Annotated in this window: 25 protein-coding genes and 1 tRNA gene; 13 read left to right on the plus strand and 13 right to left on the minus strand. The window is 68.4% G+C overall.

Translation table 11 applies throughout. From position 1 onward, the window contains the following. The first annotated feature begins 2 nt into the window (after window positions 1-2). Genes CI089_RS11670 through opgC form a run of 3 tightly spaced genes read left to right on the plus strand, consistent with a single transcriptional unit; the run spans window position 3 to window position 3236 of the window. Window positions 3-338 (plus strand): STAS domain-containing protein, encoded by a 336-nt coding sequence (locus CI089_RS11670; protein WP_094261717.1) that lies wholly within the window; start codon window positions 3-5, stop codon window positions 336-338. Then, complete coding sequence (locus CI089_RS11675) at window positions 331-750, plus strand: ATP-binding protein (protein ID WP_094261718.1); 420 nt, start codon at window positions 331-333, stop codon at window positions 748-750. The genes CI089_RS11670 and CI089_RS11675 overlap by 8 nt, the downstream gene beginning before the upstream one ends. Beyond that, complete coding sequence (opgC, locus tag CI089_RS11680; protein ID WP_143738992.1) at window positions 747-3236, plus strand: OpgC domain-containing protein; 2490 nt, start codon at window positions 747-749, stop codon at window positions 3234-3236. Before CI089_RS11675 ends, opgC begins: the two co-directional genes overlap by 4 nt. 28 nt (window positions 3237-3264) lie before the next feature. Here the strand turns inward: opgC and CI089_RS11685 are convergent, their stop codons facing one another. The 9 genes from CI089_RS11685 to CI089_RS11720 all read right to left on the minus strand — a co-directional run bounded on the left by CI089_RS11685 (window position 3265) and on the right by CI089_RS11720 (window position 9661). Beyond that, a complete protein-coding gene (locus CI089_RS11685; RefSeq protein WP_179223320.1) occupies window positions 3265-4443 on the minus strand; it encodes a SpoIIE family protein phosphatase in 1179 nt (392 codons plus the stop codon). A gap of 96 nt (window positions 4444-4539) precedes the next feature. Further along, the gene (locus CI089_RS11690; RefSeq protein ID WP_094262471.1) at window positions 4540-4956 is read right to left on the minus strand and encodes a pilus assembly protein TadG-related protein; all 417 of its coding nucleotides are present in this window, start codon (window positions 4954-4956) and stop codon (window positions 4540-4542) included. Further along, window positions 4953-5414 carry a hypothetical protein gene (locus tag CI089_RS11695; RefSeq protein ID WP_094261721.1) on the minus strand — a complete coding sequence of 154 codons (462 nt, stop codon included), beginning with the start codon at window positions 5412-5414 and terminating at the stop codon, window positions 4953-4955. Before CI089_RS11695 ends, CI089_RS11690 begins: the two co-directional genes overlap by 4 nt. After that, window positions 5389-5775, minus strand: coding sequence for a TadE/TadG family type IV pilus assembly protein (locus CI089_RS11700; protein ID WP_094261722.1), 387 nt, complete (start codon window positions 5773-5775; stop codon window positions 5389-5391). The genes CI089_RS11695 and CI089_RS11700 overlap by 26 nt, the downstream gene beginning before the upstream one ends. Window position 5776: 1 nt before the next feature. Continuing rightward, window positions 5777-5965, minus strand: a complete 189-nt coding sequence (locus tag CI089_RS16275; protein ID WP_143738994.1) for a hypothetical protein — start codon at window positions 5963-5965, stop codon at window positions 5777-5779. 30 nt (window positions 5966-5995) lie between these two features. Continuing rightward, a complete protein-coding gene (locus tag CI089_RS11705) occupies window positions 5996-6913 on the minus strand; it encodes a type II secretion system F family protein (RefSeq protein WP_094262472.1) in 918 nt (305 codons plus the stop codon). Beyond that, complete coding sequence (locus tag CI089_RS11710) at window positions 6910-7581, minus strand: type II secretion system F family protein (protein ID WP_256978075.1); 672 nt, start codon at window positions 7579-7581, stop codon at window positions 6910-6912. The genes CI089_RS11705 and CI089_RS11710 overlap by 4 nt, the downstream gene beginning before the upstream one ends. Before the next feature lie 188 nt (window positions 7582-7769). After that, window positions 7770-8945, minus strand: a complete 1176-nt coding sequence (locus CI089_RS11715) for a CpaF family protein (protein WP_373441599.1) — start codon at window positions 8943-8945, stop codon at window positions 7770-7772. An 89-nt stretch (window positions 8946-9034) separates the two neighbouring features. After that, window positions 9035-9661, minus strand: coding sequence for a TetR/AcrR family transcriptional regulator (locus CI089_RS11720; RefSeq protein ID WP_094261725.1), 627 nt, complete (start codon window positions 9659-9661; stop codon window positions 9035-9037). Between the two features lie 86 nt (window positions 9662-9747). Between CI089_RS11720 and CI089_RS11725 the strand changes: the two genes are divergently transcribed. Together CI089_RS11725 and CI089_RS11730 are read left to right on the plus strand one after the other, a co-directional pair. Further along, window positions 9748-10686 (plus strand): ABC transporter ATP-binding protein, encoded by a 939-nt coding sequence (locus CI089_RS11725; protein ID WP_218823039.1) that lies wholly within the window; start codon window positions 9748-9750, stop codon window positions 10684-10686. Then, complete coding sequence (locus CI089_RS11730) at window positions 10676-11455, plus strand: ABC transporter permease (RefSeq protein ID WP_094261726.1); 780 nt, start codon at window positions 10676-10678, stop codon at window positions 11453-11455. Before CI089_RS11725 ends, CI089_RS11730 begins: the two co-directional genes overlap by 11 nt. A gap of 26 nt (window positions 11456-11481) precedes the next feature. Here CI089_RS11730 and CI089_RS11735 read toward each other — a convergent pair whose 3' ends face one another. After that, window positions 11482-12114: a hypothetical protein gene (locus CI089_RS11735; protein WP_094261727.1), complete on the minus strand. Its 633-nt coding sequence runs from the start codon at window positions 12112-12114 to the stop codon at window positions 11482-11484. 118 nt (window positions 12115-12232) lie between these two features. Further along, window positions 12233-12616, minus strand: a complete 384-nt coding sequence (locus CI089_RS11740) for a hypothetical protein (RefSeq protein ID WP_094261728.1) — start codon at window positions 12614-12616, stop codon at window positions 12233-12235. A gap of 143 nt (window positions 12617-12759) precedes the next feature. On the opposite strand from CI089_RS11740, the gene CI089_RS11745 reads away from it, so the two are divergent. Genes CI089_RS11745 through CI089_RS11755 form a run of 3 tightly spaced genes read left to right on the plus strand, consistent with a single transcriptional unit; the run spans window position 12760 to window position 15989 of the window. Then, window positions 12760-13371: a TetR/AcrR family transcriptional regulator gene (locus CI089_RS11745; protein ID WP_094261729.1), complete on the plus strand. Its 612-nt coding sequence runs from the start codon at window positions 12760-12762 to the stop codon at window positions 13369-13371. Continuing rightward, window positions 13361-14794: an MFS transporter gene (locus CI089_RS11750; protein WP_179223321.1), complete on the plus strand. Its 1434-nt coding sequence runs from the start codon at window positions 13361-13363 to the stop codon at window positions 14792-14794. The genes CI089_RS11745 and CI089_RS11750 overlap by 11 nt, the downstream gene beginning before the upstream one ends. Before the next feature lies 1 nt (window position 14795). Beyond that, entirely contained in the window at window positions 14796-15989 is a 1194-nt protein-coding gene (locus CI089_RS11755) for a M20 metallopeptidase family protein (RefSeq protein WP_094261731.1), read from the plus strand. 53 nt (window positions 15990-16042) lie between these two features. On the opposite strand, the gene CI089_RS11760 is transcribed toward CI089_RS11755, so the two are convergent. Beyond that, on the minus strand, window positions 16043-16984 hold the full coding sequence (locus tag CI089_RS11760) for a LysR family transcriptional regulator (protein ID WP_094261732.1): 942 nt from the start codon (window positions 16982-16984) through the stop codon (window positions 16043-16045). 118 nt (window positions 16985-17102) lie between these two features. Here CI089_RS11760 and CI089_RS11765 point away from each other — a divergent pair, with 118 nt between their 5' ends. The 5 genes from CI089_RS11765 to CI089_RS11785 all read left to right on the plus strand — a co-directional run bounded on the left by CI089_RS11765 (window position 17103) and on the right by CI089_RS11785 (window position 21197). Then, a complete protein-coding gene (locus CI089_RS11765) occupies window positions 17103-18137 on the plus strand; it encodes a putative oxygenase MesX (protein WP_094261733.1) in 1035 nt (344 codons plus the stop codon). Window positions 18138-18168: 31 nt separating this feature from the next. Beyond that, on the plus strand, window positions 18169-19221 hold the full coding sequence (locus CI089_RS11770) for a methionine synthase (protein ID WP_094261734.1): 1053 nt from the start codon (window positions 18169-18171) through the stop codon (window positions 19219-19221). Window positions 19222-19299: 78 nt separating this feature from the next. Next, window positions 19300-20133: a formate/nitrite transporter family protein gene (locus tag CI089_RS11775; protein WP_094261735.1), complete on the plus strand. Its 834-nt coding sequence runs from the start codon at window positions 19300-19302 to the stop codon at window positions 20131-20133. A 106-nt stretch (window positions 20134-20239) separates the two neighbouring features. Continuing rightward, window positions 20240-20321: transfer RNA gene (locus CI089_RS11780), tRNA-Leu, on the plus strand. Window positions 20322-20372: 51 nt separating this feature from the next. Next, window positions 20373-21197, plus strand: a complete 825-nt coding sequence (locus CI089_RS11785; protein WP_094261736.1) for a DedA family protein — start codon at window positions 20373-20375, stop codon at window positions 21195-21197. On the opposite strand, the gene ku is transcribed toward CI089_RS11785, so the two are convergent. Next, window positions 21198-22175, minus strand: a complete 978-nt coding sequence (gene ku, locus CI089_RS11790) for a non-homologous end joining protein Ku (protein ID WP_094261737.1) — start codon at window positions 22173-22175, stop codon at window positions 21198-21200. Window positions 22176-22203: the final 28 nt, after the last annotated feature.

The following is a 22203-nucleotide window of genomic DNA, read 5'->3' on the forward strand; positions in this document are numbered from 1 at the left end:
CCATGCTGGAGCTCGATATCGACGTACGCGAGAACGGTCGGGTCGTCCGCCCCCACGGGCGTCTCACCATGGTCTCGGCCCGTCCCTTCCGAGAGCGGGTGACCCAAGAGATCGCCGCAGCGGGCGAATCGCCCGTGATCGTGGATCTGTCGGATGTCGCTTTCATCGACTCGTCCGGACTGGGCGCCCTCGTCGCCTGCCTCAAGACCGCTCGGCAAGGTGGTGGCGACCTCCGACTCGCCGCGCCGAGCGAACAGGTGACGATGGTGCTCGGCCTGACGAACCTCGACCGCGTGCTCCGGCCGCGCGCCACCGTGCAGGACGCCCTCGATGGCTGAGGTCGCGCACCGGTCGCTCGTCGCCGACGTCTCGCTCGAGAGCGTCGATGCCGTCCATGATCTGCTCGCATCGTGGTGGGAGGAAGCCGGCGACGTCGAGCCCCGTACGCGCTTCGCATTCGAGATCGCCGTCGTCGAGATCGCGGGCAACATCGTCGAGCACTCGGTCGCCGCGCACGGCGCCGAAGGACGGCACTTCACGCTCGACCTGCGGGCCACACCCGAGGCATTGACGGCGACCTTCGAGGACGACGCTCAGCCCGCCGAGCTCGACCTCAGCGCGGTGACCATGGCCGACGCCGACTCCGAGGACGGCCGCGGGCTCGCTCTCGCGCTCGCGAGCGTCGACTCCGTCGAGCACCGCTACGAGAACGGGCGCAACGTCTGGACTCTCGAGTGCCGCCGCGAGTGACGCGGCACCTGCGGCGGGCGCTCGCCGCCCTGACTCTCGCCGCCGCCGGCGCTCTCCTCGCGGCGCCCGCGGCCGTCGCTGATACTTCCGTGCCCGCGCCCGTCACGCAGGATGGGCTCTGGTTCGGCCCGGAGCTCGACTGGGGCTCGGACGGTCCGGACGGGTACGCCGACCGGCTCGGCGAGACACCCGCGACCTATGCCATCCGCTTGTCGTACCCGCTCGATGACAAAGCTCGCCAGGGCTGGTCTCGCGCCGCCACGGCAGCCGCTGCCCAGGGCGCCGTCCTCGTCCTGAGCATGGAGCCGCGGGTTCCTCTCGCGGACCTCACGCGCGACGATGCCGCGGCGTTCAACGCGATGCTCGAGAAGATGCAGGGCGACTACGACACGCACCACCTCGTGCGCTTCGCCCCCGAGATGAACGGTTCGTGGACCTCGTGGGGGCAGCAGCCGCGCGAGTTCGTGCGCGCCTTCGAGGCCGTGGCCGACATCGTCCACGACGGCGGTTCGGGCGCCGAGATGGTCTGGGCCCCCTCGTATGGCGCGGGGTACCCGTTCGAGCGCGCCGATGGGCGCCTCGACGATCTCTCCCCCGCCGACCTTCGGGCGCTCGACACCGACGCGGACGGTCTGCTGACGGAGGCCGACGACCCGTACGGCCCCTACTTCCCCGACGCGGATGCCGTCGACCGGGTCGGCCTGACGATGTTCTACTTCGGCAAGGGCGAGTCGGGTGCCGCCGCGGGCCGTGACGTGCCGCTCCTGTCGAACAGTGCGCCCGACGATGGCGAGGTAGCCGCGCGCCTGGACGAGCAGTGGGGCTACACCGTGCCGCAGGCGGAAACCTTCTACGACAGGTTCGCGGCGGGCGAGAGCCGCGACCTCCTGCTCGACACCGGTGCGCTCTACGACTTCTCGCTCGACGGAGACACCGAGCTCGCCGTCAAGCAGGGCTGGTGGCGCCAAGTGCTCGCCGAGCTGCCCGACCACCCGCGCATCACCGCGGTGACCTGGCTCGAGGCCGTGCGCGAAGAGGCCGAGGCCGGCGCGCAGGAGGTCGACTGGCGTCTGACGGCTTCAGGCGAGCTCGCGAGCGCGTTCCGTGCCGACCTCGCGGCATCCGGGCAGGTGCAGTGGAGTCCGATCACCGAGGTGATCACGCCGCAGGAGGGCTCGGCGACCACCGTCCAGGTGCGCGAGGGCAACGACGCGATGACCTGGCTCACGGGTTCCGTCGCCGCGCTCGCCATCGCGTTCCTCGCCTCCGGATTCGTCGGCAGGATGCTGCCGTCGTGGCGCTATCCGGACGAATCGGCGCCCCGTGACCTGCGCATCGACATGCTACGAGGGTTCGCCATCGTCGTCGTTGTGGTCACGCAGATCGAAGTTCTGAGCCCCTTCTCGCTGGCGGCTCTCGATGTGTTCGGGGTGGTCAGCGGCGCCGAGCTCTTCGTCCTGCTGAGCGGGATCGCCCTCGGCATGGCGTTCCCGGCCGCTGTCAGACGAGCCGGCGAATGGGGCGCAGCCCTCGTCGCCTGGGCGAGAGCTCGAAAGCAGTATCTCGTCGCGCTCGCCGTCACTCTGCTCATCTTCGTCCTCAGCTTCGTGCCGTTCATCGATGCGTCGTCGATCATGACGTTCACCGACCGTGGCACCGGCGACGACGGTCAGGCGACCTCCGGCCGCGTGTACGACCTCTACCCGAACGCCGACCGCCTGCTCGACTACCCGCCGCCCTGGTACGCGGTGAGACAGCTGCTCCTGCTCGAGATGGGCCCGTGGCCGTTCAACATCATGGGACTGTTCGTCGTCCTGAGCCTCGCCTATCCCGCGCTCATGTGGCTCATCCGCCGGCGCCTGTGGTGGCTCGTGCTGGCGGGCAGCTGGGGTCTCTACGCCCTCCACATCACGATGCCGGAGCTGTCGCCCCTGCCGTCGCAGTTCAACGCGGTCTTCCCGCTGCTGGCGTGGCAGGTGCTCTTCACGCACGGACTCGTCATCGGGTACTACCGGCGCCAGATCATCCGGGCGCTCACCTCCACACCGGGGAAGATCCTCATCGGCCTCTTCGTCGTCGGCTACGCCGGCTTCCTCGTCTATCTCTGGGCGGGCGACAGCTTCGGGTTCGAGCCGGCCCCGTTCCCCGCCGGCCTCTACGGGATGCTGTACGACTCGGGCTACCCGCGGATCGACCTGCATTGGGGGCGCCTGCTCGACCTCGTGCTCGTGATCACCTGCAGCTACGCCGTGCTCACGGTGGCTTGGAAACCGATCAACGCGGTCATGGGGTGGCTCTGGATCCCGCTGGGCCAGGCGAGCCTCTACGTCTTCATCGTGCACGTGTTCTTCGTGCTCGCCGTCGCGAACATCCCCGGCCTCGACCGGCAGAGCTTCTGGCAGGGAACGCTGATCCATACCGCGGTCATCGCGCTCATCTACCTGATGGTGCGGCGGCGGTTCCTCTTCTCGGTGATCCCCCGCTGACGCGCGGTCAGCGCGCCCGCGCCGTGCGTCAGCGCACCGAGACGACCACGGCCGTCACGTCATCGTCGACGACGTGCTCGGAGACGCGAATGGACAGCTCGTCGAAGAAGGCGTCGGGTTCGGCGGCGCGGCGGAGGTCTTCGCCGATGAGACGCAGGCTGTCGAGCGTGGAGTCGTAGGCATCGAGGGCACCGTCCGAGACCGAGATGATGAGGTCGCCGTGACCGACCACCGTCTCGCCGGCCTCCCACTCGGCGTCGGATGGGCGCAGGCCGAGCGGGAGGTTGCGGGAGCTCAGGCGCTCGCTCGTGCCATCGGCACGGAGAAGCAGCGTGAGCCCGTGTCCCGCATCGACATAATCCACGCGGCCGCTTCGGGTCTCGATGACCGCGTGGAACAGAGTGGCGAAGGTCTCGCGGTAGCGCTTGTCGTGCCGGGCGTAGTCCTCGACCGAGAGCATCGCCTCGACAGGGTCGAGGTGAGCGCGCTGCTGGAGTGCGCCGATCAGCTCCTCCGCGAACCCGCCGGCCTCTTCACCCTTGCCCATGACGTCGGCGAGGGTGACGATGATGCGGTCCCCGACCTGCTGCCAGCTGCTCCGGTCGCCGCTGACCTGCCCGTACGGGATCGCCAGGGCGGCCAGGCGGACCTCCCCTGCCGCGAGACGGTCATCGCGTACGGCCGGGGCGACCGACGCGGCGGGCACGGGCCCGGGCCCGGGCCCGGAGGCACCGGGATCGTCCATGCGCATCTCCGCCTGCGCCCATAGGCCGAAGCGTTCGAATGCGTCGCGGTCGGTGTCGCTGAGCTCGCGCGGCGAGGTGTCGAGCAGGCAGAGCGTGCCGACCGTCTCGCCCGCATCGGTGTGGATCGGGAAGCCCGCGTAGAAGCGGATGCCGTGCTCGGCGACGATCGCGCGGTCGGCGAACCGCGGATCGGCACGGCCGTCGGGGACCTCGAGCACGGCGGGCTGCTTGACGGCCTCGCCGCAGAACGAGTCCTCGATCGTGGTGTGCCGGAAGTCGGACTCCGCCGGCTGCGACTTCGTGAACACCGTCTCGGAGTTCACGACGTTGACGACGGCGTAATCGACGTCGAACATCTCGCGGGCGAGCCGCGTGATGCGGTCGAAACGCTCCTCCGGGGCGGTGTCCATCAGACCGAGACGTGTCACCGCGTCGTCGTTGACATCGAGTTGCTGGGTCATGAGCGGGCTCCCCCTCCACGCATAGCCGGTCATCCGACCCTAGCCAGCGCCGATTCCTCCGGGAAGGAGGTTGCGCAATCGCTGCGCGTCGGGGACTCAACGCAGCACGGTCCGGCTCGTCGCGGTCGCCTCGACCCGCACACCGTCGGGCACGAACAGCGATGACACCGGAGGGTGCCACACGGTCGCCACGGTGACGCGAGCGGACACGCCGTCGGGAGTAGCAGCGTCGACCAGCGTCACGTCACCGGATGCCGCGACGACCTCGGCGGCGAGGTCACGGACATCAGCCGGGTCGAGTAGCGCGCGCGGCGAGCCCTGTTCGACGGAGAACTCGAACCCGTCGGATGCGGCCAGGGCCGCGGCATCCGCGACGGTGTCCGCCCGCTTGTGGGCGAGATACAGGCTCATCGCGTCCGCGCTGACGAGGACGAGCACGATGGCGAGCAGAGCGTAGCCGAGGGCGAGGGGCAGCACGCTCCCCTCGTCGCCCAGCCGATGATGTCTCGTCATGGCGCGCCCCACAGCCGCGGCATCCGGTGCACCGCGCTCGCCTCGATCGGGACCCGAGCGAGCCGATCGAGGCCGAGCACGGGAGGCACGAGCGGCAGCACCGCCTCGGTCTCCGCCGTGACGCGGAACATCGCCCCCGGCCGCGGGCACGAACCGACGCCATCGCACGAGACGGCGAGCGCGAGATCGTCCGCCGTTATCCCGTACTCGGCGGCGATCGCCCGCGTGATGTCGTCGGCGCGGGCGTCGGCCTGGGCGACATCCGTCGCTGTCGCGATCGCGCGAGCCACGTGCCGCGCCGCCGCCTGCGCAGCGAAGGTGTGGGACTGCACGATACCGAGGGAGACGATCAGGTACACGACGGGGACGAGCAGGATGAGCCCTGCGGTCAGGAACTCGAGCGACGCCGATCCGTCGTCAGCACGGTGCTGCTCACTCCCCGTCGTCCGCAGGCGCATGCGCGGTCACCTCCCACGCGGCCGGGATGCCCATCAATCCGACGAGCGGCAGGGTGAGCCGCATCCTCACCTGCACCATCGCCGCGTCATTGACGGCCGTGCGCTGTGTCTGGACGTCCTGCACGAATGCCGGGCCGAGCGTCCGGTCGACGATCTCCCGTGCGCGCGCGGCGCCCTCCCCGTCGGTCACATCGGCGAGCGCGGCGTCATACGCTCCTTCGACCGCCGCGTCGTGCGCGACCTCTCGGACGTAGACGGCGAGAGCGAGCTGCATGACCCCCAGAGTCAGCAGGGTCAGCAGCGCTCCGACCATCACGAACTCCGCCGGACTCGAGCCTCGGTCGTCGAGAGTGAACGCCATGTCAGAGGCCGGAGACGCGTGCGATGGCTTGCTCGAACAGGTTCGACAGCGCGGGACCGGCGAGCGCCCAGATGACGACGACGAGCCCGGCCGTCATCAAGGTGACGAGCACCCAGCCGGGAACGTCGCCTTGCTCGTCATCCCGGAGCGCGCTCATCAGGCCGCGCATACTCTCTGCGGTTCTTCTCATCGTGTCATCCCTTCTTCGTCTCCGTTTCACTCACAGGCCCAGGCGCAGCATCACGATGCCGGGGAACACCGCGAACAGCACCGAGAGAGGCAGCACGAGGAAGACCAGGGGAAGCAGCATGAGGATCTCCTTGCGCCCGGCCTGCTCGATCAGAACCCGCTTCGCGTCCTCTCGCGCATCGGCGGCCTGGGTCTGCAGGACCTGCGCCAACGGCGCACCGCGCTCGATGGCTCCGACGAGCTGGTCGACCGCACGGTCGACGCTCGCCACGTCGAGTGAGCGCGCCATGTCTCGCAGGGCATCGGTCAGGCTCGACCCGGTGCCGGCCGCAAGGACGGCCGCACGCAGGTGACGGGTCAGTTCTCCGGCTCCCACGTCGCTGACCCGGCGCAGCGCATCGTTGAGGCTCTCTCCCGCAGAAAGACAGAGGGCGAGAAACTCCAGCACCGTCGGCACCTCTTCCCGCACCCGCCGCATCCGGTTCTCCGCGGCCTGCACGAGCACCATGTGGGCCGCGAGCACTCCGACGCCGGCGAAGACGATCGGCAGCAGCAGCGTCGCGCCGTTCGCATCGCCGCGCACGGCCACGGCAATCGTGATCGCGGTTCCCGCCACGAGGCCCCCGACGCCGGCGAACAATTGCCGCAGGCGGAACGTCTCGGGCGAGACGGACCATCCGGCCCGCAGAAGCCGGCGTCGCACCACGTCCGATCTGCCGAGTCGCGCGCCCAGCCGCGAGCTCCAGGCGCGGAGCCCGCTCTGCCAGGAGGATCCCGGGTGCAGCGGGGTCAGGCCCATCGGGTCGGCGATGTCGCGCAGGTACGGCGCGATGCGGCGTTCGAGCGGAGGTGCCGCCCATCGCGGCATCCCTGCGACGGTGAGGAGAACCCCGGCGGCGAGAACGCTCCCCCAGATGATCGCGAGGGCGAGGTCGGAGGCGGCCGTCATCGCACCCACCTCCGCGGTTCGGGGAGCCGGCCGATCCGCAGCATGAGCCGGTACGCGACGAAGGACACCGCTGCTCCGGCCACGATGAGGATCGCTCCCTCACCCGAGGCATACGCGCGTGCACCTTCCGGTCTGAGAGCCAGGAGCGTCAGCACCACCCAGGGCGCGACCAGTCCGAGCACGGCCGCGCCTCGGATCCACGATTGGCGCGCCTCCACCTCCGCGCGAAGGGCCGCATCGGCGCGGACGGAGGTCGAGAGCGCCCTCAGCACCGGGACAAGCTCGGTCCCACCCACCTGACGTGCCATCCGCAGCGTCTCCACGATGCGGTCGGCCGCAGGATCGGCGAGCATAGCCTGCAGGCGCACGGCGCTGCTGTCGAAGTGACCGGAGGCGGCGAGATCTCGCGCGAATCCTCGGAACGCGGGCCGCAGAGGCGGAGGCCCGTTCTCCCCTATCGACGCGACCGCCTCGCCGAGAGGCATCCCGGCTCGAACGGATGCGACGAGGAGGTCGCAGACATCGGGCCAGAGCCCTCGGCGAGCTCTCCGCAGTCTCCGCGCGCGGGATCGAAGCCAGGCCCCGGGCAGCAGTGCACCCGCGCCCCCGGCGACGATGGGCGCCACAGGCAGCGATGTCACGAGCCATGCAGTCGCGGCGGCGAGCATAGCGGCCCCGACCGATGTGGCGGCGAGCCCGCTCACCGGTGCGTGCGCGAAACCGGCGGATTCGAGGAGGACGCGACCGAAGCGCCGGGTCGGACCGGATGTCGCCGGGGTCGTCGCTGCCCGGGGCGCGAGCCAGGGCGCCGCTATCAGGAGGAGACCCGCGCCGAGCGTCGCGCCCCAGAGCAGGATCACGCGCCGCTCCGGAAAACCGAGCGCGTCGCGATCACCTCGTCGACCACTGCACCGGTCGGCGACACGATCTCTGCGATACGCCGCCGGCCCGACGACAGCAGCTCGCAGTGCACCACGAGATCGACGGACGCCGCGAGAGCATCCCGCACGAAGCCGACGTCGATGTTGCGGCCCGCCAGGAGGGGAAGGGCCGAGAGCTTCCGCAGCGCGTCCGCGGCGGAGTTGGCGTGAACGGTCGCGGCCGCGGGGACGCCGGTGTTGAGTGCGAGGATCAGGTCGAGCGCTTCCGCGTCGCGCACCTCACCCACGACGAGACGGTCTGGCCGCATTCGCAGAGCTTCTTTGACCAGACGCCGCAGCGTCACTTCGCCGCCGCCCTCGAGGCTCGGCTGACGGGCCTGCAGGGCGACGACATCGGGGAGGTCGACGGCGAGCTCGAACGTCTCCTCGACGGTGACGACCCGTTGCTCGGAGGGACTTGCTGCCATCAGCGCGCTGAGCATCGTGGTCTTCCCCGCGTGGGTCGCCCCGGAAACGATGATGTTCCGTCCGCCCGCGATCGCGGTGCGGAGGATGTCGGCAGCGTCGGGCGTCACCGAACCGACGGTGACCAAGTCGTCGAGGGTGCGGAACCTGCGCAGGAACTTGCGGACGTTGATCGACCAGTGGCGGGTGATGTCGGGGATGACGACGTGAAGCCGCGAGCCGTCCGGAAGCGAGGCATCGGCGAAGGGCTGACTCAAGTCGACGCGGCGACCACTCGCGTGCAGCATCCGCTCGACCAGGTCGCGTACCTCCCCCTCGGTCAGGGTCAGCGCGATCCTTTCGCTCCGGCCGCCGCGCGCGACGAAGATCCGGTCGGGAGCGTTGATCCACAGCTCCTCGACACTCGGATCATCCAGCAGCGCCTGCAAGGGTCCGTACCCGGCAACCGATGCCAGGACGCGGCGCACTGCTGAGACCTCGTCGTCGACCGCTGCGAGCCCCCGCGCCAGAGCGAAGTCATTGTGCCGCTGCACTTCCGCGACCGCGACGCGCTCGACCTCGTCCGGACGCTCAGCGGGGTCGATGCCCTCCGACCGCAGCCGATCGCGCAGACGGCACGCGATACGCGTCTCGGGAGGCAGGTCAGGCGGCTCGGAACCGGATGCGGACGAGAGGGAAATGCTCACCCGCAGCATCGTGGTCGCTATCTGATCAGCCGGTCGCGACTTTCCACAGGGCTCGCACGCGTACTCAAGGCGTCGGCGGCGAGTGAGCGCTACTCTGCCCGATCTCGCACCTCGTGGAGCGTCCGCGCGAGCGACAGCACTGCCGTCTTGTACAGCTCGGGGCTCACATTCTCCGGATCGAAAAGGGCGAGCGCAGACAAGCCCAAGTCGAGGGCCGTCAAGATGCGGAACTGATCGGCAGGAGGAATTCGCGCGAACCTGCTGTCAGTCGGGATCGGGGACGCATCGGCCAGGATGTCGTCGGACGGCGAGATGAACTCGAGCAGCCCAGCCGTGAGTCGGTCGTCCCGCAGCGCATACGGGATGAAGTCGAAGAGCAGCCGCGCGTAGCTCCCGCGGTCGCCGCTTCTCGCGGTGTGGATCCAGATGTCGCACCACGCTTCGAGTCGTTCATCGTCATCGGTCGCCCGATCGAGGATGGCACGAAAGTCCTGCGCCTCCGGCGAAAGCGCCTGCCGGTATCGGATGACCTCCAAGATCAGTTCGCCCTTGTCGCGAAAGTTGGAGTAGACCGCACCCTTCGTCAGCCCGGCTTCCAACGCCACGTCGTCGAGAGAGGCGCCCGCAACCCCGCGCGCGGCGAAGATGCGCTCTGCCGCTTCGAGCAGCAGAGTCCTGTTGCGCTGCCGCTGCTCATCGCGGGTCATCCGTGTCATGCGTCGAATCCTAGAACATCCGGACCAGCCGACTTCGCAACCCTGGAGCCGTTGATTCGGGCCTCAAATACTGCCAGTATCTGAATATGACGCGCGCGACGTCCGAGGCTGAGAACCTCTCGCTGGAGCAGATCACCAAGACCTACAAACGCGGGAGCACGGCCGCGAATCAGACGGTCAGTCTGACCTTCCGCCCGGGTGAGCTCGTCGCGTTGGTCGGCCACAACGGGGCAGGGAAGACCACGCTCCTCAATCAGATCATCGGGGTTGTGAAACCCACCTCCGGGGACATTCGTTACGGAGCAGTCTCTCTCGTTGCGTCACCGAACATCGCGCGCCGGGTCGCGTCGATGATGCCGCAGATGCACGCACCGCTGACCGGCGTGACACCGTGGCAGGCGATAACGTCGATCGCCCGATTGAGGGGCCTCTCTGGATCAGACGCCAAGACCGCCGCGCTCGGCTTGATCGATTCGCTCGACGTCGAGCCCTGGAAGAACACCGGCGGTGAGAAGCTCTCCGGCGGCCTGCGTCGGCTGACGTCCCTCGCCATGGCTGTGATCGCACCCCCGCCCGTGCTGCTGATCGATGAACCCACGAATGACGTCGACCCGGTCCGGCGCCCGCTGATCTGGCGGCATCTGCGCCGGCTCGCCGATGCCGGACATACCGTCGTGGTAGTCACGCACAACCTGGTCGAAGTCCAGCGCGCCGCCGACCGGTACGTGTTGCTCCAGAACGGCTCCGTCCTCATCGACAGCACGCCGACCCAACTGCGTCAACAGGCGCGCACCGCCACCCTCAGCGTTTCTCTCCATCCCGGTGCCGAGCTCACGACAACTCCCCCGGCCGCAGCGCACGTGGTCGACGACGACGGGCAGCTCACACTCGACCTCGAACCGGCGCAGATACCCGCCGCGATCGAATGGGTGCTCCATCTCGTCGATGCCGGCGCCGCCGACACCTATGCGCTCGCGCCGGCATCGCTCGAAACCCTCTACGAAGGGATCACCCATGGCCGTTGACGTTCTCACGACCCCGAAGATCACCGTGCCACGGCGGCGCGCGTGGCTCGGCAGCTGGTGGGGTCTCGTCCGGTGGAGCCTGACTCGGCACAGATACCTCTTGCCGGCTTTCACCGTGGTGCAAGCCCTGTTCGCCATCGCGATCGTTTACGGCCTCGCGCTGATGATCCCGAACATCGGCGCCGAGGCGGCCCGCTATCTCTCCTCAGGTGCCTGGACGCTGGGAATCATTGCCGTCGGGTGCGTGCTCGCCCCGCAGATCATGAGCACCTCGAAGCAGGAGGGCCTGCTCGATTATCAGAGAACCCTTCCGGTTCCGCGCTCCGCGATCCTCCTCGCTGACGCCGTCGTCTGGAGCTTCGCCGCGTTGCCCGGGATCGCAGTCGGAATGCTCGCCGCGTTCCTGCGCTTCGGGCTCGACATCCACATCGACCTGCTCGCCGTGGCCGCGATCCTCGCTGCGCAATTCACCGCGGTGAGCATCGGCTACGCGATCGCGCTCTGGTTGCCGCTGGGTGCGACGTCTCTCGTGACGCAGGTCATCATGATCGGAGGCTTGCTGTTCTCACCGATCACCTACCCCGCCGAGCGCCTCCCCGAGTGGGCCGTCACGCTCCACCAGTTCCTTCCGTTCACGCCGATGGCAGACATCATCCGCGAAGCGACTTTTCGGACCGGCGAGAGCCAGGTGGTGAACACTATCGTCGTGGCCGCGTGGGCGACGGCGGCATACTCGACGGCTTATCTCGCGCTGCGCAGGAGAAAGTGAACGCGTCGACCGACGTTCGGTGGGCGTCAGCCCGCGGCTGATCCCGTGTCGTAGGACATGCCCGCACCGTAGAAGCAGGCTTCCACACCGAGGTCGTCGGAATCGAACGGGAAATCACCTCGCATCGACGCGAACATGAACCGATGAACGTCCTCGACGGTGCCCGAGGCGGCGATGAGATCACCGTCTCGCAAACAGGTGAACGCCCGCAGTGACGGGTCGGCGTAGAGATCGGGATTCGCTTGCTGCATCTCGTATCCCATGATCACGTGGATCGATGTCGCCCGTTCGCAACCGTGCTTCACCGCCATCATCCTGTCCGGATCGGCCACGGCAGCGGGGGGCTGCACGTTCACGATCCCCGAGGGGTATGTCGTGAGGTCGAGGTCGTAGCCTGCGTCCGCCATACAGTCAACGAGCCGCTCGAGGGAGTCCTCGTACTGGACGTGTGTCACCCGGCCCGTCGCTTGGGCCTCGGTGAGGATCTCGACATCCCTCTCCGTCAGTTCAGGATCCTCGAGCCAGCTCGCGTACATCGCCTCGAAAGAGTCCGCCAAGCGCTCTGCCCCGTGCGCCTGTGTTGCGGGACGGACGCACCCGACCAGACCTCCCACCGTTAGCAATGACGCAATCGCGACGACGACGATTTTCTTCAGCATGACCCCTCCGCAAAATGTATTCGCGCTCTGCACCCTTGGCATGTTCACGCTAGCCAGCGGGACGTAGGGGCCGGGTGGCCGCAGCACCCGCTCCGTGAACTGTCAGGTCAATCTAGCCTTATCGCTTTTTCGGCGGCGCACCAAGGCCACGCTCGGCACTTTCCGCCTTCTGCTGCCGTCGCACCGCCCGATTCAGGGCCCCGATACCTACGTAGACGCTTCCGAGGACAAAGGCGAGGCCGAGCAGGAGCAGTAGATACGAAGCACTGGGTGGCGACAAGAGGACCGCAAGCGCCAAGAGAAGCAGCAGCGCGGCCGACGTCAGCACCCACGGATAGAGCGCCTGAAGACCGGCTCGCCAGGCGGCGTCGGACTCATCCGCTCGACGCCGCCGCATTCCGTTGATCGACGTCGTCTCGCATCTACCGCGTACGCCGAGGGTGCTGGCGATGACGACAGCCAACGCCCACGCCACCAGCAGCCCCGCGGTGATGATCTGCATCCCGCCGCACCTCCTCCAGGTCCGACGCGAAGGGGGATGTCACGCAGAGTAGACGACCGCGTAAGGCTCGGCCGCCAAGGCCCACCGGAATCGTGAACAATCCGTAACACTAACGAAACACACCGTTTCGTATCGTTGTCGTCATGACGCCGCAGACCGAGAAGCCGGGCCGCCCCACAGACGAGGACCTGACCCGCCGCATCCTCGTCACCGCCGCCGAACTCCTCGGCACGCACGGGTACCAGCAGCTCAGCGTCGAACAGGTCGCCAGGGCCGTCGGTTGCGGGAAGACGGCGATCTACCGTCGCTACTCCGACAAGGGAGCGCTCGTCGCCGCCGTGCTGCTGTCGCAGGTCGAGGTCGGCGCCATGCCCGACCACGGCGACGTGCGCGCCGACCTGCTCGAGCATGCCCTGCAGAACCAGCGCAACCAGGTGCTCTCCCCCGAACAGCGCAACGGACTCCGTGCGATGTTCGAGCCCGACGTCTTCACCCTGCTGTGGGACACCTTCTTCCAGCACCGCCGCCAACAGGGCATCGAGATCATCGATCGCGCCATCGCCCGGGGCGACCTCCCCGAGGACGTCGACCACGACATCCTCCTCGACACGATCGCCGGGCTCACCCTGTACCGGCAGTCCGTCAAGCGCATCCACATCGATGAGCGCCACTACGTCGACATCATCGACGCCCTCGTGACACACCCTCCCCGTCGACTGCCCGACGCCGATGAACAGGTTCCCGATGTCCCCTGAATCCCCGCCCCTCACCCAGTCCCTGCCGAAGGTCAGCGTCCGCGCCGTCGTCGGCTTCCTCGTCTTCTGCGAGCTCGCCAGCGGTTTCGTCCAGGGGTTCTACGCCCCGCTGCTCGGCGAGATCGCCGGTCACCTGCAGGTCTCCGACGCCGACATCACCTGGTTCCTCACGGTTCAGACGCTCGCCGCCGCCGTGTGCGTCCCCCTCCTGTCGCGACTCGGCGACATCTTCGGACACCGCCGGATGCTGCGCATCGCGGTCGTCGCGGTCCTCATCGGCACCGTCGTCACAGCGTTCCTGCCGAGCTACCCGATCGTGCTCGCCGCCCGCATCCTCGTCGGTCCGCTCGCCGTCTGGCTGCCTCTCGAGATCGCGCTCGTCCACAACCGCATCAAGGGCGAGACGGCTCGTACCTCGATCGGTCTGCTCGTATCGTGCCTGACCGGTGGAGCGATCCTCGGCACCCTCGCCGCCGGCCTGTTCTCCGCCGTGCTGCCGAGCCTCACCCTCACGCTCCTCGTGCCCGTCGTCTTCGTGGTGGTGAGCGCATACGCCGTCTTCTTCAAGGTGCCCGAATCGACGACGCGCACGCAGGTGAGGATCGACGTCCCCGGCTTCGTCGGCATCGGCCTGGCCATGGTCCTCCTCCTGTTCGGGCTCCGCCTCGCATCGACCGCCGGGTTCGCGTCGCTTGCGACGGTCGCAACGCTCGGTGCCGCCGTCATCGTGTTCGTCCTCTGGGTGCTCTGGGAGCTGCGGGCGCCGTCTCCCGCGATCGACATCCGGCTCGTGGTGTCGCCGAAACTGGGGCCGGTGTATCTCACCGCCTTCCTCTTCGGCATGGTCATGTTCGGGGCGCAATCGCCGACGACGACCTTCCTCACCGCCGACCCCGCGCAGACCGGCTACGGATTCGCCGCGTCGGCCAGCACGGCCTCGGCCGTCACCGCGGTCGTCACCATCCTCGCCACCGTCGGTGCCGCGACCTTCGCACCGATCGCGCGCCGCGTCGGGATCCGCGCCGTCCTCGTCACGGGGGCTCTCGCCGCCGCATCCGGCTCGCTGATCCAGATCGCCTTCCACGACCACCTCTGGCAGATCTTCCTCGTCTCAGCCATCAACGGCATCGGCATGGGACTGCTCCTGGGCGCGCTTCCGGCCCTCGTCGCCGAGATCGCACCGAGCGATTCGACGGGCATCGCGACCGGTGTCTACAACTCCCTCCGCACGCTCGGCGGTTCGACCGCGGGCGCCGCGTTCGCCGTCGTCCTGGCGGGCTTCACGAGCTCGGGCGCACTGCACTCGTCCATCCAGGGCTACATCACGATCTGGAGCATCTGCGCGGGCGCCTTCCTCCTCGCCGCCGTAGCGCTCGCTTCCCTGCGCATTCCGCGCGCCGCCGACATCGCAACGAAAGGCTGACATGCACACCCCCGACTTCACCGCCGATGCGGCCGCGATCCTTCCCGATCTCGTCGCACTGCGCCGGGCGCTCCACGCCGACCCCGAGCTCGGGCTCGACCTGCCCCGCACACAGCGGCGCGTGCTCGACGCCCTCGAGGGGCTGCCGCTCGAGATCACGACGGGAACAGCGACGACGTCGATCGTCGCCGTCCTCCGCGGTGCCCTGCCCGGGCCGGCTGTGCTGCTGCGCGGCGACATGGACGCGTTGCCGATCGACGAGGCCACGGGGCTCGACTACGCCGCGACGAACGGCAGCATGCACGCCTGCGGCCACGACCTGCACACGGCAGGCCTCGTCGGGGCGGCCAAGCTGCTCTCGGCTCGCCGCGACCAACTTCACGGGTCGGTCGTCTTCATGTTCCAGCCCGGCGAGGAGGGCCACGGCGGCGCCAAGGTCATGATCGACGAGGGGCTGCTGGATGCCGCGGGCGAGCGCCCCGTCGCCGCCTATGCGATCCACGTCGCCCCGGGGCCGCGAGGCGTGTTCGCAACCAGGACGGGCGCCGTGGCGGCCGGCTCGAACCAGCTCTTCGTCACCGTCAACGGTCGCGGCGGGCACGGCTCGCAGCCGCACCAGACGCTCGACCCGGTGCCGGCTGCCGCCGAGATCGTGCTCGCTCTCCAGAGCTTCGTGACGCGCAGCTTCGACGCCTTCGACCCCGTGGTGCTGTCCGTCACCCGCCTGTCGACGGGAGACGGTGCCGTCAACGTCATCCCTGAGAAGGTCGAGATCGCCGCGACCGTGCGGAACATGTCACCGGCTTCGCTGGCGATTCTGCAGACCGGACTGCCGCGGGTCGTCGACGGGGTCGCCTCGGCGCACGGTCTCACCGCCGACATCCGCTTCGAGACCATGTACCCCGTGACCGTGAACGACGTCGCCGAGACCGAGGCGACACTCGCCGAGCTGCGCCGGACGTTCGGCGAGCGGCGCGTCATGGTGATGCCCTCCCCGATGATGGGCTCCGAGGACTTCGCATTCGTGCTGGCAGACGTTCCCGGAACCTTCATCGCGCTCATGACGTCGCCCGAGGGAACCGACCTGAGCACCGTCGAGTGGAACCACTCCCCCCGCGTGGTGTTCGACGATTCGGTGCTGGGCGACCAGGCCGCGGCGTTGGCGTCGGTCGCCTTCGCGCGAACCTCCCGGTAGGCGGCGCGTCGTCGCCGCGGCCACCGCACACGGTCCGCGGCGACGACGTGGGCTCAGCCGAGCAGGTCGATGCCGAACCCCGCGACGACAGCGCGCACTTCCGCGAGATAGCGCTGCGCCTGCTCGGTGAGCGGAACGGCCGTGCGGCCGATCCAGCCGATCTCGATGCGCTCGTCGACGTCGAGCGGCACCGCGACGATCTCGGGGTCGAGGTCGTCGCTGATGATGCCCGTCGAGATCGTGTAGCCGTCGAGGCCGATCATGAGGTTGAAGATCGTCGCGCGATCCGACACCCGGATCTCCTGCTTGCTCGACAGCGTCGAGAGGATCTCCTCGGCGAAGTAGAACGAATTGTTCGCGCCCTGGTCGAACGTCAGCCGCGGCAGGTCGACGAGGTCATCCAGCGTCGCTCGGGATCGCGAGGCGAGCGGGTTGCGACGCGCGACGAAGATGTGCGGCTGGGCGACGAACAGCGGGTGGAACGCGAGCCCCGAATCCCGCAGCAGCTTGTCGATGACGTTCCGGTTGAAGTCGTTGCGGAACAGGATGCCGAGCTCGCTGCGCAGCGTCCGGACGTCTTCGATGATGTCCCACGTCCGGGTCTCGCGCAGCGAGAACTCGTATTCGGGCGCCCCGGTGCTCCTGACCATCCGCACGAACGCGTCGACGGCGAACGAGTAGTGCTGCGTCGAGACGCCGAGCAGCCGCCGCGACGGCGGCCGCCCGAGGTAGCGCTGCTCGAGCAGCTCGGCCTGCTCGACGACCTGACGGGCGTATCCCAGGAACTCCACGCCGTCAGTGGTGAGTGTCACGCCTCGGGCCGACCGCACCAGCAGATCGCGGCCGACCCGCGCCTCGAGGTCTTTCATCGCCGCCGACATCGTGGGCTGGGCGACGTAGAGCAGATCGGATGCCGCGGAGATCGAGCCCTCGGCGGCGACCTCGATGAAGTACTGCAGCTGCTGCAGGGTGATCCCGCTTCGACGCACGGCCATAGCTCCAGACTATGGCACCGGATAGTGAGGGGGAATTACCCGATGACCGCCGCCGGCCCGCACGATGGAGCCATCATCTTCCGCACGGCTCCCCGGAGCTCCGCTCGATTGGCTGCTCATGGCGAACGACTTCGCGTTCCGCATCTCGACGACGCGCTTCGACGAGGACTACACCCCCTCTGACTCGTCGCGCATCACCACGAACTTCGCCAACCTCGCCCGCGGCGAGCGCCGCCGAGAGAACCTCCGCAGCGCGCTCGCGATGATCGACGCTCGCCTGAACGACCTCGCCCGCACCGACAACCCGGACGGCGACCGCTACACAGCCGAACTCGACATCGTCTCGGCGAACCTGCGGTTCGACGCTGGCCCGGAGGATGCTACCGCGGATGCTGCGGAGGACCGTGAGTTCCCGCTCCTCGAGGTGCTCGACATCCATATCGTCGACCGACGGACCGGCGAGCGCCACCACGGCATCGTCGGCAACAACTTCTCGTCGTACCTGCGGGACTACGACTTCAGCATCCTGTTGCCGTCGGCGCAGCAGACGCCGGGCGAGTTCACGGTGCCGGACGGGTTCGGCGACCTCCACGGGAAGCTCTTCCAGCACTTCCTCGAGTCCGACGCCTACCGCGAGAGGTTCCCCCAGTCGCCCGTCGTGTCCATCAGCGTGTCGACGAGCCGGACCTACCGGCGCAACGGCAACCGGCATCCGGTCCTCGGCGTCGAGTACGAGCAGGACTCGTTCTCGCTGACGGACGAGTACTTCGCGAAGATGGGGCTGCAGGTGCGGTACTTCATGCCGCGCGGAAGCGTCGCGCCGCTGGCGTTCTACCACCGCGGCGACCTGCTCGCCGATTACACCGATCTGCAGCTGATCGGCACCATCAGCACGATGGAGACCTTCCAGAAGATCTACCGGCCCGAGATCTACAACGCGACCGAGCCTGCCGGCGAGGTCTACCGCCCCACCCTCAAGCGCGACGACTTCGTGCGGACCGACATCACCTACGACCGGGTCGAGCGCAGCCAGCTCGCCACGACGCAGGGCAGATACGCCGAGGAGCACTTCGTGACGCCCCACCGGCAGGTGCTCAGCCGCTGGGCCGCCCGCTACGCCGCCCCGACCGCCCAGACCGCGCCGACCCGCTGACCCGCTGACCCGCTGACCCGAAGGACGATCCGTGTCGCACACCCTTCTGCCCACCTCGACCGTCGGCAGCCTGCCTAAGCCCTCCTGGCTCGCCAAACCCGAAGTTCTGTGGTCACCGTGGGAGCTCTCCGGCGATGTGCTCGTCGAGGGGAAGCGCGACGCTCTGCGCGCTGCGGTTCACGAGCAGGAACGCCGCGGGCTCGACATCATCAGCGACGGAGAGCAGACGCGCCAGCACTTCGTCACCACCTTCATCGAGCACCTCGACGGCGTCGACTTCGAACGGCGCGAGACCGTACGCATCCGCGACCGCTACGACGCGAGCGTGCCGACCGTGGTCGGTGCCGTGAACCGCAAGCGCCCGGTCTTCGTCGACGACGCGGCGTTCCTCCGGACGCAGACCGACCGGCCGATCAAGTGGGCGCTCCCGGGCCCCATGACCATGATCGACACGCTGGCCGATCGCCACTACGGGAGCCGCGAGAAGCTCGCGTGGGAGTTCGCGACGATCCTCAATCAGGAGGCCCGAGAGCTCGAGGCCGCCGGCGTCGACATCATCCAGTTCGACGAGCCCGCATTCAACGTGTTCTTCGAGGAGATGAAGGACTGGGGCATCGCCGCGCTCGAGCGGGCTGCCGAAGGTCTGCGCGCCGAGACCGTGGTGCACATCTGCTACGGCTACGGCATCGCGGCCAACAACGAGTGGAAGGCGACGCTCGGGCCGGAGTGGCGGCAGTACGAGGAGTCCTTCCCCCTGCTGCAGCGCTCGAGCATCGACGCCATCTCGCTCGAGAGCCATCATTCGCATGTTCCGGTCGAGCTGATCGAGCTCATCAGTGGCAAGAAGGTGATGCTCGGCGCCATCGACGTCGCAAGCCACGAGGTCGAGACGCCGGACGAGGTCGCCGAGACGCTCCGTCGCGCCCTCGAGTTCGTCGACGCCGACAACCTGATCCCGAGCACCAACTGCGGCATGGCACCGTTGCCCCGCGCGGTGGCGTATGACAAGATCAGCGCTCTGGTGGCGGGCGCCGCCCTCGTCCGTGCCGAGGTTTCCGCGCCCAGCGCTCTCGCCGCGCGCTGACCCGGGTTATCCCCGGCCCGTCGCCGCCTCTCCGCCCGCGCCGCGAGCGCACACTGGCGGCGGAAGGACGGTGATCCTGTGCTCACGATCCCCGAAGCGCTCGGCGTACAAGCCGACAACGGCCGCCACAAGGCCGACGGGATGCACTCCCCCGCTCGCTTCACCGTCGCGGGCATGCTCGCGGGCGCATACATCGGTGTCGGGGTCGTCCTCATGGTCACCGCGGCCGGGCCCCTCTTCGCGGCAGGCTCGGGGTGGGGCAAGCTCGTGTCGGGACTCGTGTTCGGGGTCGCGCTGACGATCGTCGTCATCGCGGGAGGCGAGCTCGTGACCTCGTCGATGATGACGATCCCCCAGGCCGCGCTCATGGGGGCCGTGCGACCGGGGCGCGCTGCCGGGGCGATCATGTGGACCTTCGGCGCCAACCTCGTCGGCTCCATCGTGTTCGGGGCCCTGATCGTCGCATCCGGAGTACTGCACAGCAACGCTGCGGCCGGCGCGATGATCTCCGACATGCTCGCTGCGAAGGCCCACGAGTCGCCGCTCGAGCTGTTCGTCCGCGGCATCCTGTGCAACGTCCTCGTCTGCGTCGCGATCTGGATGACGGTCCGGCTGAGCAGCGAGACCGCCCGCATCCTCGTCGTGTTCGCCGCGATCCTCGCGTTCATCACCTCCGGCTTCGAGCACGTCGTGGCGAACATGACGACGTTCACGATCGGCCTGCTCTCCGGCGACCCGTCGGCCACGATCGGCGGTTTCGTCCTCAACCTGCTGCTCGTCGGCGCCGGGAACCTCGTCGGCGGCGGGCTCGTCGTCGGCGCCGGTTACTGGTTCGTCGGCGGCTCCCCGCGGCTCGCTGACGCGACAGCGAACGTCCCGAACTCCGGACTCGGGAGCTCTATCGCGCGATAGGTGCGCCCGAGCGGCCATGCGCGCCGTGGCCGCTTCGCCGTCTCGGCGAATTCGGGGGTTATCCGGACGGATTCGCTTATCGCTGACGCCTAGACTGAACCCGTCCGCGGGAGTGGTGGAATTGGCAGACACGCAGGATTTAGGTTCCTGTGCCTCACGGCGTGTGGGTTCAAGTCCCACCTTCCGCACGGATCGGGCGTTCGCCCGTCCTCGCGTCATCCTCTCCCGACGGGAAACTCGTGCATCAGATCGCCCTCATCCCCTGGCTCGACCCCGCCACCATCATCAGCGCGGCGGGCCCGTGGGCTCTGCTCGTGGTGTGCTTCATCATCTTCGCCGAGACGGGACTGCTCGTCGGGTTCCTGCTTCCCGGCGACACGCTGCTGATCATGGCGGGCCTGCTGTCGAACCCCGTCACGCATGCGCCGCACGGGGTCTTCGGGATCAACGTCTGGATCGTCGGTCTCCTGATCGGGCTGTCAGCCTTCCTCGGTGGTGAGGTGGGCTACGTCATCGGCCGCAAGGGTGGTCCCGCCGTCTTCGAGCGCAAGGAATCGGGCCTGTTCAGTCGCCGCAACGTCGAGCGCACGAACGCCTTCTTCGAGCGATACGGCGGCGTCACCGTCATCCTCGCCCGCTTCGTGCCCATCGTGCGCACCTTCGCGCCCGTCGCCGCCGGCGTCGGCAAGATGCCCTGGCACCGCTACTCGCTCTACAACCTCATCGGCGCGGTGATCTGGGGGTTCGGTCTGACCGTCATCGGCTACCTCGTGAGCCTCATCCCCGGCGTGGGCGAGTTCGTCGCGAAGTACATCGACATCATCCTGCTCGCGGCCGTCGTCGGCACGGTCTTCTTCATCGTGTGGCATTACTTCGCCGAGAAGCGGAAGGCCAAGAAGGAGATGGCCGCCGGACCCGACGAGTACACCGACGCCGAAGAGGCGCGCGAGCTCGTCCTCGACCCGGAGGTCTTCCGCGAGCACGGCCACGGCCACCCGCACATGCACCGCCCCGCGGCGCCGGCGGCCGACGCCGACGGCGGTCACGAGCCGCCGCGGAGCTGATCAGGACGCCTTCGCGCTCTTCTTCGCGGGAGTCTTCTTCTCGGCCGTCTTCTTGGCGGGCGCTTTCTTCGCCGGCGCCTTCTCATCGGCGTCCTTCTTCGCCGCTGCGCTCTTCCCGCCGCTCTTCTTCGCGGGAGTCTTGGTGTCGCCCCGTCCCGCGTCGTCGTCTGATGTCTTCGAGCCACCGCCACGCGCCGCACGGCTGCGCTCGACGCTCGCCCGCAGCGCTTCCATGAGATCGATGACCTCGCCGCCTTCCTTCTCGGCCTTCTCGCCGAAGGTCTCCGAGGTGTCGAGGGCGTCGCCCTTTTCGAGCTTGGCGTCGATGAGGGTCCGCAGTTCCTCCTGGTACTCGTCCGTGAACGCCTCGGGGTCGAAGTCGCTCGAGAAGCTCTCGACGAGGGATGCCGACATCTCGAGCTCCTTCGCCGAGATGCGCACCGACTCATCGAGGGCCGGGAACGTCGCCTCACGGACCTCGTCGGCCCACAGCAGCGTCTGCAGCACGAGCACATCGCCCCGCACCCGCAGCGCGGCCAGCCGCGTCTTCTGCCGCAGGGAGAACCGCACGATCGCGGTCCGATCCGTCTGCTCCAGGGTCTTGCGGAGCAGGACGTACGATTTCGGCGACGAGGAGTCGGGCTCGAGGTAGTACGCCTTGTCGAGCGTGAGCAGATCGATCTGATCGCTCGGTACGAACTCGACGACGTCGATCTCGCGGCTGCGCTCGGAGGGCAACGACGCCAGATCCTCTTTCGTGAGCACGACGGTCTGCTCGCCGTCGTCGTAGGCGCGATCGATGTCGGCGTAGGGCACGACCTCGCCGTCGATCTCGCAGATGCGCTGGTATCGGATGCGCCCGCCGTCCGCGTTGTGCACCTGGTGCAGCGGCACGTCGTGGTCCTCGGTCGCCGAGTAGACCTTCACCGGCACATTGACGAGCCCGAAGGTGAGGGCGCCTTTCCAGATCGATCTCATGCACGAAGTACACACCGCAACCCCTCGG

It is taken from the genome of Microbacterium sp. Yaish 1 (assembly GCF_002245215.1).
In the GTDB taxonomy this organism is placed as follows: domain Bacteria; phylum Actinomycetota; class Actinomycetes; order Actinomycetales; family Microbacteriaceae; genus Microbacterium.

Bases quoted from the DNA above. Each gene is read 5' to 3' on its own strand.
- CI089_RS11730 (WP_094261726.1), top strand. From the start codon at position 10,676: ATGGCCGTTGACGTTCTCACGACCCCGAAGATCACCGTGCCACGGCGG.
- CI089_RS11685 (WP_179223320.1), bottom strand. From the start codon at position 4,443: ATGACCCAGCAACTCGATGTCAACGACGACGCGGTGACACGTCTCGGT.
- CI089_RS11735 (WP_094261727.1), bottom strand. From the start codon at position 12,114: ATGCTGAAGAAAATCGTCGTCGTCGCGATTGCGTCATTGCTAACGGTG.
- CI089_RS11755 (WP_094261731.1), top strand. From the start codon at position 14,796: ATGCACACCCCCGACTTCACCGCCGATGCGGCCGCGATCCTTCCCGAT.
- CI089_RS11765 (WP_094261733.1), top strand. From the start codon at position 17,103: ATGGCGAACGACTTCGCGTTCCGCATCTCGACGACGCGCTTCGACGAG.
- CI089_RS11710 (WP_256978075.1), bottom strand. From the start codon at position 7,581: ATGCTCGCCGCCGCGACTGCATGGCTCGTGACATCGCTGCCTGTGGCG.
- CI089_RS11760 (WP_094261732.1), bottom strand. From the start codon at position 16,984: ATGGCCGTGCGTCGAAGCGGGATCACCCTGCAGCAGCTGCAGTACTTC.
- CI089_RS11720 (WP_094261725.1), bottom strand. From the start codon at position 9,661: ATGACACGGATGACCCGCGATGAGCAGCGGCAGCGCAACAGGACTCTG.
- CI089_RS11750 (WP_179223321.1), top strand. From the start codon at position 13,361: ATGTCCCCTGAATCCCCGCCCCTCACCCAGTCCCTGCCGAAGGTCAGC.
- CI089_RS11745 (WP_094261729.1), top strand. From the start codon at position 12,760: ATGACGCCGCAGACCGAGAAGCCGGGCCGCCCCACAGACGAGGACCTG.
- CI089_RS11700 (WP_094261722.1), bottom strand. From the start codon at position 5,775: ATGGCGTTCACTCTCGACGACCGAGGCTCGAGTCCGGCGGAGTTCGTG.
- CI089_RS11705 (WP_094262472.1), bottom strand. From the start codon at position 6,913: ATGACGGCCGCCTCCGACCTCGCCCTCGCGATCATCTGGGGGAGCGTT.
- CI089_RS11740 (WP_094261728.1), bottom strand. From the start codon at position 12,616: ATGCAGATCATCACCGCGGGGCTGCTGGTGGCGTGGGCGTTGGCTGTC.
- CI089_RS11725 (WP_218823039.1), top strand. From the start codon at position 9,748: ATGACGCGCGCGACGTCCGAGGCTGAGAACCTCTCGCTGGAGCAGATC.
- CI089_RS11695 (WP_094261721.1), bottom strand. From the start codon at position 5,414: ATGCGCCTGCGGACGACGGGGAGTGAGCAGCACCGTGCTGACGACGGA.
- ku (WP_094261737.1), bottom strand. From the start codon at position 22,175: ATGAGATCGATCTGGAAAGGCGCCCTCACCTTCGGGCTCGTCAATGTG.
- CI089_RS11690 (WP_094262471.1), bottom strand. From the start codon at position 4,956: ATGACGAGACATCATCGGCTGGGCGACGAGGGGAGCGTGCTGCCCCTC.
- CI089_RS11675 (WP_094261718.1), top strand. From the start codon at position 331: ATGGCTGAGGTCGCGCACCGGTCGCTCGTCGCCGACGTCTCGCTCGAG.
- CI089_RS16275 (WP_143738994.1), bottom strand. From the start codon at position 5,965: ATGAGAAGAACCGCAGAGAGTATGCGCGGCCTGATGAGCGCGCTCCGG.
- CI089_RS11670 (WP_094261717.1), top strand. From the start codon at position 3: ATGCTGGAGCTCGATATCGACGTACGCGAGAACGGTCGGGTCGTCCGC.